Annotated in this window: 10 protein-coding genes; 5 read left to right on the top strand and 5 right to left on the bottom strand. The window is 67.7% G+C overall.

Features of this window, described 5'->3' with window-relative positions; translation table 11 throughout:
* Positions 1-12: 12 nt before the first annotated feature.
* Positions 13-1,713 carry a long-chain-fatty-acid--CoA ligase gene (locus MRBLWH12_RS04445; RefSeq protein ID WP_363546528.1) on the top strand — a complete coding sequence of 567 codons (1,701 nt, stop codon included), beginning with the start codon at positions 13-15 and terminating at the stop codon, positions 1,711-1,713.
* A 46-nt stretch (positions 1,714-1,759) separates the two neighbouring features.
* Complete coding sequence (locus tag MRBLWH12_RS04440; protein WP_407358279.1) at positions 1,760-3,565, top strand: DEAD/DEAH box helicase; 1,806 nt, start codon at positions 1,760-1,762, stop codon at positions 3,563-3,565.
* A gap of 101 nt (positions 3,566-3,666) precedes the next feature.
* On the opposite strand, the gene MRBLWH12_RS04435 is transcribed toward MRBLWH12_RS04440, so the two are convergent.
* The 5 genes from MRBLWH12_RS04435 to MRBLWH12_RS04415 are packed head-to-tail and all read right to left on the bottom strand — an operon-like array spanning position 3,667 to position 9,337.
* Complete coding sequence (locus MRBLWH12_RS04435) at positions 3,667-4,185, bottom strand: AAA family ATPase (RefSeq protein ID WP_363546525.1); 519 nt, start codon at positions 4,183-4,185, stop codon at positions 3,667-3,669.
* Complete coding sequence (locus MRBLWH12_RS04430) at positions 4,178-4,660, bottom strand: hypothetical protein (RefSeq protein ID WP_363546522.1); 483 nt, start codon at positions 4,658-4,660, stop codon at positions 4,178-4,180. The genes MRBLWH12_RS04435 and MRBLWH12_RS04430 overlap by 8 nt, the downstream gene beginning before the upstream one ends.
* Positions 4,657-6,990: an NAD-dependent DNA ligase LigA gene (gene ligA / locus MRBLWH12_RS04425; protein WP_363546519.1), complete on the bottom strand. Its 2,334-nt coding sequence runs from the start codon at positions 6,988-6,990 to the stop codon at positions 4,657-4,659. The genes MRBLWH12_RS04430 and ligA overlap by 4 nt, the downstream gene beginning before the upstream one ends.
* A 49-nt stretch (positions 6,991-7,039) precedes the next feature.
* Positions 7,040-8,137 carry a tRNA 2-thiouridine(34) synthase MnmA gene (gene mnmA, locus MRBLWH12_RS04420; RefSeq protein WP_363546516.1) on the bottom strand — a complete coding sequence of 366 codons (1,098 nt, stop codon included), beginning with the start codon at positions 8,135-8,137 and terminating at the stop codon, positions 7,040-7,042.
* A 9-nt stretch (positions 8,138-8,146) separates the two neighbouring features.
* The gene (locus tag MRBLWH12_RS04415; RefSeq protein ID WP_363546513.1) at positions 8,147-9,337 is read right to left on the bottom strand and encodes a cysteine desulfurase family protein; all 1,191 of its coding nucleotides are present in this window, start codon (positions 9,335-9,337) and stop codon (positions 8,147-8,149) included.
* 74 nt (positions 9,338-9,411) lie between these two features.
* Between MRBLWH12_RS04415 and glgX the strand changes: the two genes are divergently transcribed.
* The 3 genes from glgX to glgB all read left to right on the top strand — a co-directional run bounded on the left by glgX (position 9,412) and on the right by glgB (position 15,823).
* Entirely contained in the window at positions 9,412-11,484 is a 2,073-nt protein-coding gene (gene glgX, locus MRBLWH12_RS04410) for a glycogen debranching protein GlgX (protein WP_363546510.1), read from the top strand.
* Positions 11,485-11,549: 65 nt separating this feature from the next.
* The gene (locus MRBLWH12_RS04405) at positions 11,550-13,622 is read left to right on the top strand and encodes a maltotransferase domain-containing protein (RefSeq protein WP_363546508.1); all 2,073 of its coding nucleotides are present in this window, start codon (positions 11,550-11,552) and stop codon (positions 13,620-13,622) included.
* Entirely contained in the window at positions 13,619-15,823 is a 2,205-nt protein-coding gene (gene glgB, locus MRBLWH12_RS04400; RefSeq protein ID WP_363546505.1) for a 1,4-alpha-glucan branching protein GlgB, read from the top strand. Before MRBLWH12_RS04405 ends, glgB begins: the two co-directional genes overlap by 4 nt.
* Positions 15,824-15,844 lie beyond the last annotated feature (21 nt).

Here is a 15,844-nt window from a genome sequence, read left to right as displayed (position 1 = left end):
TATGCTGGGCGGGTGACGACGTTCCAGCCTCCGCGCCCCTGGATCCGAAGCTACGCCGCCGGCGTTCCGGAAGATCTCTCCCCCGTCGACGGCTCTCTCGTCGACATCGTCTCGGCATCCGCACAGGACTATCCGGATGCCCCTGCCCTGCAGTTCTTCGGCAGGGAGACGACCTACGCCGAGCTGCAGGACGCGATCGATCGAGCGGCATCCGGCCTGCGCGATCTCGGCGTGCGCGCCGGAGACCCGGTAGCCATCGTGTTGCCGAACTGCCCGCAGCACATCGTCGCGTTCTACGCCGTGCTGCGACTCGGCGCCGTGGTCGTCGAACACAACCCGCTGTACACCCCGCGCGAGCTGCGCAAGCAGTTCGAGGACCACGGAGCGAAGCACGCGATCGTGTGGAACAAGATCGTCTCCACGCTGCAGGAGTTCCCTGCCGACCTCGTCGTGTCGAACCTGATCTCGGTCGACGTCACCCGGGCGATGCCCTTCCTCACGCGCGTCGCGCTGCGTCTGCCGGTCGCCAAGGCGCGCGAATCTCGCGCTGCCCTGACCGAGAAGGTGCGCGGCACCGTGACCTGGGATGCGCTGGTGGCATCCGCCCCGATCCCGTCATCGCACCCGCAGCCGGGGACGGACGATCTCGCGATCATCCAGTACACCTCCGGTACCACCGGCACTCCGAAGGGCGCCTCCCTCACCCATCGCAATCTGCTCTCCAACGCCGCGCAGGCGCAGGCTTGGGTGCCGTCGATCCAACGAGGCAAGGGCTGCGTCGTCTACGCGGTACTGCCGATGTTCCACGCCTACGGGCTCACCCTGTGCCTCACCTTCGCGATGTCGATGGGTGCCCGCCTGGTGCTCTTCCCGAAGTTCGACCCGGATCTCGTCCTCGACGTCATGAAGAAGCATCCGGCGACCTTCCTGCCCCTGGTGCCGCCGATCGCCGACCGCCTTCTGGCTACGGCAAAGACCAAGGGCGTGTCGCTCGACGGAATCGAGGTGGCGATTTCCGGCGCGATGGCGCTTCCGCACGAACTCGTGGTCCCGTTCGAGGATGCGACGCACGGCTACCTCGTCGAGGGCTACGGGCTCAGCGAGTGCTCGCCGGTACTGATGGCCAATCCGGTGGCGGAGAACCGCGTTCCGGGCACCGTCGGACTCCCGCTCCCCGGCACCGAGTGCCGCGTCGTCGATCCGGACAACCCGACCGTCGACGTCCCGACCGGATCGGCAGGCGAGCTGATCGTTCGCGGTCCGCAGGTGTTCTCCGGGTACTACGGCAAGCCGGAGGAGACGGAGGCGGTCTTCGTCGATGGCTGGTTCCGCACCGGCGACATCGTCACGGTGGACGAGGGCGGCTTCATCCGCGTCGTCGACCGGATCAAGGAGCTCATCATCACCGGAGGCTTCAACGTCGCTCCCACCGAGGTCGAGAACGCGCTGCGTCAGCATCCGCACGTGCTCGACGCAGCCGTCGTCGGATTGCCCAGTGAGCACTCCGGCGAGGAGGTCGTCGCGGCGATCGTCCTCGACAGCACCTCGGACGTCGATGTGGAGGCGATCCGCGAGTTCGCGCGCGGCATCCTCACCCCATACAAGGTGCCGCGGCGCGTGTTCGTCGTCGATGAGCTTCCGAAGTCGCTGATCGGAAAGGTGCTGCGGCGGCAGGTGAAGGAGAAACTCGTCGCCCTCACCACCGGCTCCTGAGCCGTCTTCACAGGTGCGAACCGCGCGAAAGCGCTACCTTTGGTTAGTGACTCCTGAAGACGCTGTGAACGCTGATGCCCCCGAAACCCCTGAAACTCCCGGATTCGAGGAACTCGGCCTGACCGGCCCCGTCCTCAGAGCGGTCCGCGACCTCGGCTATGAGACGCCGTCCCCCATCCAGGCCGCGACGATTCCGACACTGCTCGCCGGTCGCGATGTGGTCGGTATGGCGCAGACCGGAACCGGCAAGACGGCGGCGTTCGCACTGCCCGTGCTGGAGAACCTCGATATCTCTCAGAAGACCCCGCAGGCGCTGGTGCTGGCCCCCACGCGCGAGCTCGCGCTGCAGGTGTGCGAGGCGTTCGAGTCGTACGCCGCGAAGATGAAGGGCGTGCACGTGCTGCCCGTCTACGGCGGACAGGGCTACGGCGTGCAGCTTTCGGCGCTTCGGCGCGGCGTGCACGTGATCGTCGGCACCCCCGGTCGCATCATGGATCACCTCGCCAAGGGCACCCTGGACCTCTCGGAACTGAAGTACCTGGTGCTCGACGAGGCCGACGAGATGCTGAAGATGGGCTTCGCAGAAGACGTCGAGCAGATCCTGGCGCAGACGCCCAAGGAGAAGCAGGTCGCCCTGTTCTCGGCGACCATGCCGCCGCAGATCCGCCGTCTGGCGCAGCAGTACCTGCGTGATCCCGAAGAGATCAGCATCAAGTCGAAGACGGCGACCGGCACGAACATCACGCAGCGCTACCTCGTGGTGTCGTACGCGCAGAAGGTCGACGCGCTCACCCGCATCCTCGAGGTGGAGAACTTCGAGGGGATGATCGTGTTCGTCCGCACCAAGAACGAGACCGAGACGCTCGCCGAGAAGCTGCGGGCCCGTGGCTACTCCGCCGCCGCCATCAACGGCGATGTGGCGCAGGTGCAGCGCGAGCGCACGGTGAACCAGTTGAAGGATGGCAAGCTCGACATCCTCGTCGCCACCGATGTCGCCGCCCGTGGCCTCGACGTGGAGCGCATCAGCCACGTCGTGAACTTCGACATCCCCACTGACACCGAGTCGTACGTGCACCGCATCGGCCGTACCGGCCGCGCTGGACGCAAGGGCGATGCGATCAGCTTCATCACACCGCGCGAGCGCTACCTGCTCAAGAGCATCGAGAAGGCGACGCGTCAGCAGCCGACCCAGATGCAGCTCCCGAGCACGGAGGACGTCAACACGACCCGCCTCGCGCGCTTCGACGACGCGATCACCGCCGCACTTTCGGAGACCGCTCGGATCGACGGGTTCCGCGACATCGTCGCGCACTACGTGCGTAACCACGACGTCCCTGAGGGCGACGTCGCCGCTGCCCTCGCCGTGGTCGCCCAGGGCGCGACGCCGCTGCTGCTGGACCCGGCGCACGACCCGCTGTCGAAGGCCGTGGCCGCTGACAACCGTCCTGCACGCGACTCCGCCGGTGGCACGCGTGCTCCGCGCACCGACCGCGAACCGCGCACCGACCGTCGTGGACGCGGCGACTACACGCCGTACCGCATCGAGGTCGGCCGTCGTCACCGCGTCGAGCCCCGCCAGATCGTCGGCGCGCTGGCGAACGAGGGCGGCCTCGGCCGCGACGACTTCGGCGTGATCAACATCCGTCCCGACTTCTCGACCGTCGAGCTTCCCGCGAACATGGATCCGTCGGTGCTCGAGAAGCTGCGCGACACCCGCATCTCCGGCCGCCTGATCGAGATCAAGGCCGACCGTGGTGCTCCCGGACGCCGTTCGCGCGACGACGACGACCGTGGCCCGCGTACCGGTGACCGCGAAGAGCGGCCGTTCCGCAAGCCACGCCACAAGGGCTGAGCCGCAACACCAGTAGTTCCCGCTTCCCGCATGAGAGACCGCGTCCGACGCGGTCTCTCATGCGGGAAGTCGTTCGTTATGGCGCCGGCCGCTACCCGATCTCAGAGAAACGCGCGTCGGATCTCGACGGCCAGAGCAGAGACCTCTACGGGTGTACTGCTGTCGACACGAACCACCGGAAACCCGGTGAGCGGCTGAGCGACCGCCGCGGCTGCTTCCCACTCGGCGATGCGTGCATGATCATCGTGCACAGCGTGTCGTGGCCGCGTCAGGTAGCGCTCACGCATCGTTGCGCGTGGAGCCTCGCACCACAGTTCGATGCCCGCGGGAGAACCGACGGACACCCAGCCGCGGCGGAACCATTCCTCATCGCGTCCTGTGAGCCACACCGACTCGACCATCACGGTGCCCTCAAGCATCCCCGTCAAGCGCCACAGCGCATCCGCTGCCAGCGCGCCGAGCCTCGTCGTCGGCAGGCGCGCCGTCACCGCGTCGCCCAGTGCTTCCTTGATCGCATCCTTGGACACCAGGGGGATGTCGAGTTCGGCGGCGAGCGGACCCGCGAGCGTGGTCTTTCCCGCGCCGGCCATACCGTTGACGACGATGAGCCGGTCAACCATCCAGCGAGCGTTCTTCTTGGGTCGCGAGCCTGGCTGCCACGTCGATCAGGGCCTCGGGACGTGCGAGGAGTGAGCGCTGCTCGGGGTTCTCGATCAGGTACTGGATCAGCCGCTGCGCGCCGGTGACGGTCGGCTCCCAATAGCCGCCGACATGATGCCGACTCAACGGAGACCTCGTGGATTCGCCGTGCGCTCTCACCTCGACGGCGCCGTCATCCGGGTCGATCCCGAGGTCCGTCAACGTCAGCGCGGTCAATGCGCCGAGCAGGATCGTACCGACCAATCCGGGCAATCGGAATCGGGTCGTCGGCACGTCGAGGGCTATCGCCTGGAGCCCCTCCCACGCGACGATGCCGCGGTTCTCGATACCCTCGCGCAGGATCACCGCATCCGGTGTCAGTCGCAGGTGATGCCGGCCAGGATCACCGATCGCAAGCGCCTCGGGTACGGCGATCAGCGGTCCGTACCGCTTCAAGAGGCGTCGCTCACAGGGCCGAGCGCGTCAGGTCCCTCGGTGACCAGGACGTGGAACTGTGCGGCATCCAGGATGCGGATGCCGAGCTCTTCAGCCTTCGCGAGCTTGGAGCCTGCGCCGGGACCCGCAGCGACGAAGTCCGTCTTCTTCGAGACGCTGGACGCCGCCTTGCCCCCCGCCTGGATGATCGCCTCCTGCGCGCCATCCCGCGAATAACCGTCGAGAGAACCGGTCGCGACGACCGTGAGCCCATCGAGCACCCCGCCCTCGATCACCGCGGCGCCGGGGCCCGCGTGACCGGGCGTCGCCCATTGCACGCCGGCCTCGGTCCACCGTGCGACGATCTCGCGGTGCCAGTCGACGGTGAACCATTCCGTGAGCGAATCGGCGATGATGCCGCCGACGCCCTCAACGCCCGCGAGTTCCTCCCGCGAGGCAGCACGAATGGCATCCAGCGATCCGAACCACTGCGCCAGCGCTCGGGCGGCGACCGGGCCCACATGACGGATGTTGAGCGAGACCAGAAGACGCCAGAGCTCCTTCGTCTTCGCCTTCTCCAGCTCGGCGAGGAGGGTCAGCGCCTGCGACGACGGCTGCGGGCCTTCCAGCCCGGACTTCCGCTCCGCGGCCGTGGGGTTGCGGCGGAACGGAGCACGCGTCTTGACGAGACCGTCGTCATCTTCCTTCGGCAGCCCGGTCTCGGCGTCACGCACGACGAGCTCGATGGGCACGATCTCGTCGAGGGTGAGCGCGAAGAGTCCCGCTTCGGTCTGCAGCGGAGGGATCTCCGGCGATGTGGGCTGCGTCAGCGCCGCAGCGGTGACCTCGCCCAGCGCCTCGATGTCGAGCGCACCGCGCGATCCGATGTGCTCCACTCGCCCTCGCACCTGCGCAGGGCATGAGCGCGCGTTCGGGCAGCGCAGATCGATATCGCCCTCTTTCATCGGCCGCAGCGGCGTGCCGCACTCCGGACAGCCGATCGGCATCACGAACTCCCGCTCGGTGCCGTCCCGCTTCTCGACGACGGGTCCGAGGACCTCGGGGATCACATCCCCCGCCTTGCGCAGCACGACGGTGTCGCCGATGAGGACGCCCTTCGCCTTGACGACGTCTTTGTTGTGCAGCGTCGCCTGACGCACGACGGAGCCCGCCACGTGTGCCGGAGCCATGACAGCGAACGGCGTCGCCCGTCCTGTGCGGCCCACCGACACGACGATGTCGAGGAGCTTCGTCTGCACCTCCTCCGGCGGGTACTTGTAGGCGATCGCCCATCGCGGCGCGCGACTGGTCATGCCCAGCTCGTCGTGCAATGCCAGCTCGTCGACCTTGACCACGATGCCGTCGAGTTCATGCTCGATGTCGTGCCGGTGCGCACCGAAGTGCTCGACGAACCCCACCACCTCGTCGATGCCGTGGCAGACCTTCGTATGCGGACTCGTCGGCAGACCCCACGCGGAGAGCAGGCTGTACACCTCGCTCTGGGTGGCGACGGGTGGGTTTTGCCATGCGCCGATGCCGTGCACATACATCGCCAGCGATTCGACGCGCAGCAGCGCCGCCTCCAGCTCGAGGCCGTTCTTCTTCTCGATCTGCTGCCGCAATCCACCGCTGGCCGCGTTGCGCGGATTCGCGAAGGAAGGGAATCGACGCGCGGCAGCGGTGCGAGCCTTGTCCTCGTCGAAGGGCTTCTTCGCACCGCCGCGCGCGGTCCAGCGCTCAAGAGCATCGGCATAGGCAAGGTCGCGGAAACGCGCCTGTGCGGCGTTCAGCCGCTCGAAGGCGGCGACCGGGATGAACACCTCACCGCGCACCTCGACGATCGACGGATGCCCCGCGCCGACGAGACGCTGCGGGATCTCCGGCAGCCGAAGGGCGTTCTCCGTGACGATCTCGCCGACACGTCCGTCTCCGCGTGTCGCCGCCGAGGTCAGGACGCCGTTCTCATATCGGAGATTGATCGCGAGCCCGTCGATCTTCAGTTCGGTGAGCCACGCCACCTCACGACCGGCGGACGATTGCGCCTTCGCCGCCCACTCGCGGAGCTCTTCGATCGAGAAGACGTTGTCGAGGCTGAGCATCCGCTCGGCGTGCTCGATGGTGGCGAGTCCGGTGGATTCGGCTGCCCCCACCATCTGCGTCGGCGAATCCTGCCCGGCGAGTTCCGGATGCAGCCGCTCCAGTTCTTCGAGCCGTCGCATCCATCCGTCGTAGGTGGCGTCATCGACGAGCGAGGTGTCCCGCCCGTAGTACGCGTCCTTCGCCTCGAGGATGCGCGTGGTCAGATCGTCGGCCTCGCTGCGGGCGGCTTCCAGTGAGATGTTCTCCGGCACCTCGCCAGTCTACGAGGGGGGTGCGACACGCGCGCGTATAGAAACCGCGCTATGCGTCGACCGGAACCGCCGACACCGTGCGGTCGATCGTGAACTGTCCGAGCACACGAGTGCCGACGTAGAGCACTGCGGTCTGCCCCGGCGCCACGCCATCGAGCGCGACCTGCGGTACGACCCGCACCCCTGCATCCGACACGATCGCCAGCGCCGGCACCGGGTCGGCGTGCGCACGGATCTGCACCTCGCAGTCGAACTCCGGCGCCTCGGGCGCAGCTCCCGCCCAGGAGAACCTCTCCCCCGCGATCTCCGCGATGGCGAGTGCCTCCTTCGGGCCTACGACGACCGTGTTCGACACCGGCCGCACCTCGAGGACGAATCGTGGTTTGCCGTCGGCGGCGGGCACGCCGAGCTTGAGGCCGCGCCGCTGCCCGACCGTGAACGCGTGCGCGCCTTCGTGCGTGCCCACGACGTCACCGGCGCGGTCCAGGATCGCTCCGGTCTCGGCGCCGACCTTCTCGGCGAGCCACCCGCGGGTATCGCCGTCGGGGATGAAGCAGATGTCGTGGCTGTCCGGCTTCTGCGCCACGCTGAGGCCGCGCTCCGCAGCCTCAGCCCGCACGAGGGCCTTCGACGGCGTCGAGCCGAGTGGGAAGTACGTGTGCGCCAACTGCTCGGCGGTCAGAACGCCGAGCACGTAGGACTGGTCCTTGGCGGCATCCGAAGCCCGGTGCAGCTCGAGCCCCGCAGGCGTCGGCACCAGCGTCGCATAGTGCCCGGTGCACACCGCGTCGAAACCGAGCTCGATCGCCCGCTCCAGCAGGGCGGCGAACTTGATCTTCTCGTTGCACCGCATGCACGGGTTCGGAGTGCGGCCGGCCCGGTACTCGGAGATGAAGTCTTCGATCACGTCGTCGCGGAAACGCTCCGAGAAGTCCCAGACGTAGAAGGGGATGCCGAGCATGTCCGCCGCGCGTCGAGCATCGAGTGCGTCCTCGATGGTGCAGCAGCCGCGACTGCCGGTGCGCAGCGTGCCTCCGGCACGAGACAACGCAAGATGCACGCCCACGACGTCGTGCCCCGCCTCCACGGCCCGGGCAGCCGCGACGGCGGAGTCCACTCCGCCACTCATTGCTGCCAGGATCCGCATGAGTCCAGTCTACGAGCGGTTGCCTGTGCTGGTCCCGGATGCGCGCGCATACGCGTCTGCGATGACGGCGAGCACCGCATCGACCTCGGCATCGCCGGATGTCCTGCCGAGACTGAACCGGATCACACTGCGCGCGTCGCGCTCGCTGCGCCCCATCGCCAGTACGACGTGCGACGGCTCCGCGACACCCGCCTGACAGGCCGACCCCGTGGAAGAGGAAACGCCTGCCATGTCGAGCATGAAGAGCAGACTCTCCCCGACCGCACCGGGGAAGAGCATGTGGGCGTTGCCCGGCAGACGATTCACCGGATCGCCGAGCAACGCGGAGGCCGGAACGGCCGCGGTGATCCCGGCCACCAGCCGGTCGCGCAGAGTTCGCAGTCGAGTGCCCTCCGCGAGGCGTTCAGCCTCTGCGAGCTCCAGCGCCACCGCGAACGCCGCCGCTCCGGCCACGTCCTGCGTCCCCGCACGCAAACCGCGCTGCTGCGCTCCGCCGTGCTGCAGCGGTGCCATCCGCGCGGTGCGATCGACGACCAGCACGCCGGTGCCCACGGGCGCGCCGATCTTGTGCCCTGCGAGGCTCAGCGCGACGAGACCCGAACCCGGTTCCGCGCTCCCCCGCAGCCGGCGATACGACAGCGGCACGTGACCGAGAGCGGCGACCGCGTCCAGATGGAGCGGCACCGCCGCGCCCGCGGCAGCTGCCGCAAGCGTGGCCGCGTCATTGATCGTGCCGACCTCGTTGTTCGCCACGAGTGCCGTCGCCAGCGCGGCCGAGGGCGATCCTGCGGGTCGCAGCGCCGCGGCGAACGCCGCAGGAGTCACGCGCGCATCGGAGGTCACCGGCACCGGCCGCACCTCCGCGCCCTCCGCTGCCAGCGCCGCGACCGTGTCGAACGTCGCATGGTGCTCGGCATCCGGAAGCACGATCGCGCTGGTGCGGGGGTCCCGCGCTCGCCACAAGCCCTGCAACGCGAGGTTGATCGACTCGGTGCCGCCGGAGGTGAAGACGACCTCGATGGGATCAGCGTCCAGGACTGCCGCTGTGCGCTCTCGCGACGTCTCGAGAAGGCGGCGCGCGGCCTGACCCGAGCCGTGAGTGGACGAGGCGTTCCCCGTCACGCCGGTCGCTTCGAGCCAGGCATCCCGCACCTCCGGCCGGAGGGGCGAGGTCGCCGCGTGATCGAGGTAGAACCGCATTCCCCCATCCTCCCACCCGCCTGCCGTCGCGGCGTTGCGCGGTTCCCGAGCCGCGTGCGCCTAGGCTGTCCTCCATGTGTCCGCAGCCCGCTGCCGCTCCTCTGGGGGGAGCCGCACTCGAAAACCTCGGCGTTCGCCTGCACGACGGGGTGGGAACTCTCCGTCTCTGGTCGCAGAACGCCTCTGCCGTCGAGCTCGTCATCTTCGATGCCACCGATCTCGACTGGGTCACCGACGAGGTGCCTCTCGAGCGCCGCCCCGGCGGCGTCTGGGAGGTCACCACCGAACTGCTGCAACCGGGCACGCGCTACGCCGTCCGCGTGGACGGACCGCACGGTCCGGGGAACACCTTCAACGTGGAATCGCTTCTCCTCGATCCGTACGCTCGGGGCCTCGCGCAGGGCGACGGCTACGAGGAGTGGCGTTCCGTCGTCATCGTCGACGGTTTCGACTGGGGAGATTCGCAGAAGCCCCGTATCCCTCTCGATCGCACCGTCATCTACGAGGGCCACCTCAAGGGCCTGACCAAGCGCCACCCCGACGTGCCGCCTGCGCTGCACGGCACGTACGCCGGCCTCGCGCATCCCGCGATGATCGAGCATTTCCACTCGCTGGGCATCACCTCGATCGAGTTGCTGCCGGTACAGGCCTTCGTTCCCGAGCCTCGGCTGTTGCAGCTGGGGCTCACGAACTACTGGGGTTACAACACCCTCAATTTCTTCACGCCGCACACCGCGTACGCCACCGAGCAGGCGCGCAAGGGCGGACCGGAAGCCGTCCTCGCCGAGTTCAAGGGCATGGTGCGACTGCTGCACGAGGCCGGACTCGAAGTCATCCTGGACGTGGTCTACAACCACACGTCAGAGGAGGGACTCGGTGGACCTCGATCCGGCCTGCGCGGCATCGACAACGCCTCGTATTATCGCCAGCAGCCGGATGGCGCCTACATCGACACCACCGGATGCGGAAACACGCTCAACACGGCGACGCCAGCCGGTGCGCGGCTGGTGCTGGACTCGCTGCGCTACTGGGCGCAGGAGATGCAGATCGACGGCTTCCGCTTCGACCTCGCCGCGGCAATCGCCCGCGATGGGTCCCACACCTACACACCCGAGCATCCATTGCTCACCGCGATCGCAGACGACCCCGTGCTGCGAGAGACCAAGCTCATCGCCGAGCCATGGGATGTCGGCCTCGGCGGCTGGCAGACCGGCAACTTCCCCGCCGGCTGGCACGAGTGGAACGACCGCTATCGCGACCGGGTGCGCAACTTCTGGCTGAGTGACATCGACTACGCCCGCCGCGCGTCCGCCCCCGTCGGAATCGGTGGCTTCGCCACGCGCCTCGCCGGTTCGTCGAACACGTTCAGCGAGGACCGCGGACCTCTGGCGAGCGTCAACTTCGTCACCGCGCACGACGGCTTCACCCTGCACGACCTGGTCTCCTACGACGTCAAGCACAACGAGGGCAACGGCGAGCAGAACCGCGACGGCGCCGACATGAACCGCGCGTTCAACCATGGTGTCGAAGGGCCGACCGACGACCCGGTGATCCTGGCCGCGCGCCGCAAGGCGATGCGCAATCTCCTCGGCACGCTTCTCCTCTCCGCCGGCATCCCGATGCTCACGGCCGGTGACGAGATCGGGCGCACGCAGCGGGGCAACAACAATGCGTATGCGCAGGACTCCCCCCTCAGCTGGTTCCCCTGGGAGTTCGAGCCGTGGCAGGAGGACCTCCGCGCGCACGTCGCCCGACTCATCCAGCTGCGCATGGAGAATCCCGCGCTGCGGCCGAGTCGCTACGCGCGTCTCGGCGAGCACATCCCCAACGCGAGCGTCATGGACTGGTACGACCAGAACGGCGAGACGATGGAGGTTTCGCAGTGGGGCGACCCCGGTAACCGCACCCTGCAGTATGTCGCCGCGTCCACGCCGGACAAGGAGGCGGAGAACCGCATCCTGTTGATCGTGCACGGAACCGAATCGCCCATCGACGTCCGTCTCCCCGAGGAGATCGAAGGAGCGACCCGGTTCGTCTCGCTCTGGTCGAGCGCTGAGGATCGTCCGACCGAGAGCACGGATGTCTTCGCGCCCGGTGATGTGCTGCCGGTTCTTGGCACCTCGATGAGGCTTTTCCGCGTCGAGTGAGATGAGGCTGCGACCCGCCTCGCCGCTCGCTTCCAGCGAGGGAGTCGGGGCGGTACATTCAGCTAGTGGCCTCACGCACCGAAACCCGAACGGCGGCTCTCCGGAGCCGTGTCCAGATTCCGCTGCGTCCTCTGGGGGACAGCGCCGACACCGAGCGGTTGCGCACGACACGCATACCGTTGGTATCACCGACGCCGCACGTTCCCGGCGGGTTCTCGGCCAAAGCCTTCGCCGGAGAGGTCGTGCCGTTCGGCGTGACCGCCTTTCGCGAAGGTCATGACATCATCGGCGTGCATCTGCGGTTGACGTCTCCGAGCGGCGAGGAAAGTCTGCACCGACTCGCCCCGCTCCACGACGGAACCGACCGCTGGCGCGCCGACGTCGCGCTGGATGAACGAGGGACGTGGTCATACCGCTTCGAGGCGTTCTCCGATGACTTCGCCACATGGGCGCACGCTGCAGAGCTGAAGGCTGCGCTCGACGTCGATACGCCGGTGATGGCGGCTCTCGGCGCACAGATCCTCGCTCGCGCGGCCGCGGAGAAGAGCCGTCCGGCCGCTCAGCGAAAGCACCTCGCCGCCGCATCGAAGAGCCTGCAGGGCGCCGACTCTGAGCTGATCTCCGCCGTCGCCACCGATCGGGACCTTGCGACGATCTTCGCCGACCGACCGCTCAGCACGCTCCGCTCCGCATCCGTCGCGCTCAGTCTCCTGGTCGAGCGCCAACTCGCGGGCGTCGGCGCCTGGTATGAGTTCTTCCCGCGGTCCGAGGGTGCGAAACGACAGAAGGACGCAACGGTCAAGAGCGGAACGTTCCGCACCGCGATCAAGCGCCTGCCCGGCGTCGCGGGCATGGGATTCGACGTCATCTACCTCCCGCCGATCCATCCCATCGGAGAGATCAACCGCAAGGGGCGCAACAACACACTGGAAGCGCTGCCTGGTGATCCCGGCTCGCCTTATGCGATCGGCTCGCCCGACGGCGGCCACGATGCCATCCACAGGGATCTCGGCACCGCCGCGGACTTCCGCGCGTTCGTGCGCGCAGCGAACAAGGAAGGCCTGGAGGTCGCACTCGACCTCGCGTTGCAGGCGGCGCCCGATCACCCCTGGGTCGCGGAGCATCCGGAATGGTTCACGGTGCTGCCAGACGGCACGATCGCGTACGCGGAGAACCCTCCGAAGAAGTACCAGGACATCTACCCGGTCAACTTCGACCGCGACCCCGCCGGGATCTACGCCGAGGTTCTCCGCATCGTCCGTCACTGGGTCTCGCAGGGCGTGAAGATCTTCCGGGTCGACAACCCGCACACCAAGCCGGTGCAGTTCTGGGAGTGGCTCATCGGCATCGTCTGCACGGAAGACCCCGACGTGATCTTCCTTTCCGAGGCGTTCACACGACCGGCGATGATGCAGAGTCTGGCGAAGGCGGGATTCCAGCAGAGCTACTCGTACTTCACCTGGCGGAACACGAAGGCGGAGCTCGAGGAGTTCCTGACATCGGTCTCGCACGACACCGCCGACTTCATGCGCCCCAACCTGTTCGTGAACACGCACGACATCCTCACCGAATACCTCCAGTTCGGAGGGCGCGCGGCGTACCGGATCCGAGCCGCGATCGCCGCGACCGCAGCGCCGATCTGGGGTGTGTATGCCGGGTACGAACTGATCGAGAACGTCGCGCGACCCGGGTCCGAGGAGAACATCGACAACGAGAAGTACGAGTACAAGTTCCGCGACTGGGATGGCGCCGAGGAGAGAGGCGACTCGCTCGCGCCGCTGCTGCGCCGGCTGAACGAGATTCGCCGGGCTCATCCTGCGTTGCGCCAGCTGCGCAACTTCTCGGTGCACTGGAGCGACGACGAGTCGATCCTCGTCTACAGCAAGCATCTCGATGCCGCCTTCACCGGAACGGGCAAGCCGGACACGATCATCGTCATCGCCAACGTCGATCCGCATTCCGTGCGGCAGACGATGGTTCATCTGGATACCCGCGTGTGGGACGTCCCGCTCGGCGAGAGCTTCGAGGTCGAGGACCTGCTCTCCGGCAGCGTCTGGACTTGGAGCGACCACAACTACGTGCGCCTCGACGCCTTCGCCGAGCCGGTGCACATTCTGAGGGTGAAGGAGCGAGCATGAGCTACGCAGAAGACATCAGCGTCTCCGCCGAATGGGAGGCCGTCGCCGCGGGATCCCACCACGAACCGCACGCCGTCCTCGGGGCCCATCCGATCACGACAGCCGCCGATCAGACGGTCACGGTGATCCGTGTGCGTCGACCGCTCGCATCATCGGTAGCCGCCGTCTTCGCAGACGGCACGCGGCTCGAGCTCGAACACGCCGCTCACGGAATCTGGGAGGGGCGCCATGACGGCCCACCTGTCCCCTATCGGGTGGCCACCGCGTACACCGACGTCGAGGAGACGACCGCGGGCGACCCGTATCGTCACCTCCCGACGATGGGCGAGCTGGACCTGCACCTGATCGCCGAGGGACGGCATGAGCGACTCTGGCAAGCCCTGGGCGCCCACCCGCGGACAATGGACGGCGAGCCCGGCGTCTCCTTCGCCGTGTGGGCGCCGAACGCGACAGCGGTCCGGGTCGTCGGCGATCACAACGGCTGGAACGGCGAAGCCCACGCGATGCGCTCCATGGGCGTGAGCGGGCTCTGGGAGCTCTTCATCCCCGATCTGCCGGTCGGCACCAAGTACAAGTACCAGATCCGTACGAGGGGCGGTGGATGGATCCTCAAGGCCGACCCGATGGCGGTGGCCGCCGAGGTGCCGCCCGGCACGGCATCCGTCGTCGCGCAGACCGCATACGCCTGGGCCGATGGCGCCTGGATGACCCGGCGGGCCGCAACGCATGCGGTCGCGCAGCCGCTGTCGGTGTACGAGGTGCACCTCGGATCGTGGCGACACGGCCTCGGCTACCGCGACGTCGCTGATCCGCTCATCGCGCACGTGACAGAGGCCGGATTCACCCACGTCGAGTTCATGCCGCTCGCCGAGCACCCCTTCGGCGGCTCCTGGGGCTACCAGGTCAGCGGCTATTACGCCGCCACCAGCCGCTTCGGCAGCCCCGACGACCTCAAGTATCTGATCGACCGGCTGCACCAGGCCGGCATCGGCGTGATCATGGACTGGGTGCCAGGGCATTTCCCGAAGGATGCGTTCGCGCTGGCGCGTTTCGACGGGCAGGCCCTCTACGAGCATCCGGATCCCCGTCGCGGCGAGCACCAGGACTGGGGCACGCTGATCTTCGACTACGGCCGCAACGAGGTGCGCAACTTCCTCGTCGCGAATGCGTTGTTCTGGTTCAGCGAGTTCCACGTGGATGGGCTTCGCGTGGATGCCGTCGCTTCGATGCTGTACCTGGATTACTCGCGCAACGACGGCGAGTGGGAGCCGAACATCCACGGCGGACGGGAGAACCTCGAGGCGATCCGCTTCCTGCAGGAGGTCAACGCCACCGCGTACCGCCTGTACCCCGGGGTCATGATGATCGCCGAGGAGTCGACCAGCTTCCCCGGAGTCACCGCCCCGACAAGTCACGCGGGACTCGGTTTCGGCTTCAAGTGGAACATGGGCTGGATGAACGACTCGCTGCAGTACATCGAGCGGGACCCGATGTACCGGGCACACCACGAGGGCGAGATGACGTTCTCGTTCGTCTACGCCTTCGGCGAGAACTATCTGCTCCCCATCAGCCATGACGAGGTCGTGCACGGCAAAGGCAGCCTCCTGGCGAAGATGCCGGGCGACCACTGGCACAAGCTCGCCAACGTCCGCGCCTACCTCGGCTACATGTGGGGCCACCCCGGTAAGAAGCTGCTGTTCATGGGGCAGGAGTTCGGCCAGATCGCGGAGTGGTCGGAGGGACGCGAGCTCGACTGGTGGCTGCTGGAGCAGCCATCGCACGCGCAGCTGCAGAGCTTCGTCGGCGCATTGAACAGCACATACCGCGCCCAGGCACCGCTCTGGGAACGCGACAATGACAGTTCCTCGTTCACCCGACTGGGTGCGCCGACCTGGGATCCGACCGTGATCGCCTTCGAGCGGCGCGACGCGCACGGCGGTCGTCTGGTCGTGGTCAGCAACTTCGCCGGCGTCGAGCACTCCGGTTACCGGCTCGCCCTGCCGAGAGAGGGCGTCTGGCAGGAGATCCTGAACACGGATGCGGCGGACTACGGTGGCCGCGGTTCGGGCAACCTCGGCCTGGTCGTGGCGCATGCCGACGGTGACGGCGCACCGACGGCGACGCTGACGCTGCCGGCGCTTTCGACGCTGTGGCTGCGTCATCAGCCGGAGCCGCATGTTCCGACCGTGAACCACGGCTGACGCTCCGGTGGACTCGGCGGA

Origin of the sequence: Microbacterium sp. LWH12-1.2 (assembly GCF_040675825.1) — a bacterium.
Classification (GTDB): domain Bacteria; phylum Actinomycetota; class Actinomycetes; order Actinomycetales; family Microbacteriaceae; genus Microbacterium.
The sequence above is the reverse complement of the archived record's forward strand: the minus strand, read 5'-3'. Positions and strand labels throughout refer to the sequence as shown.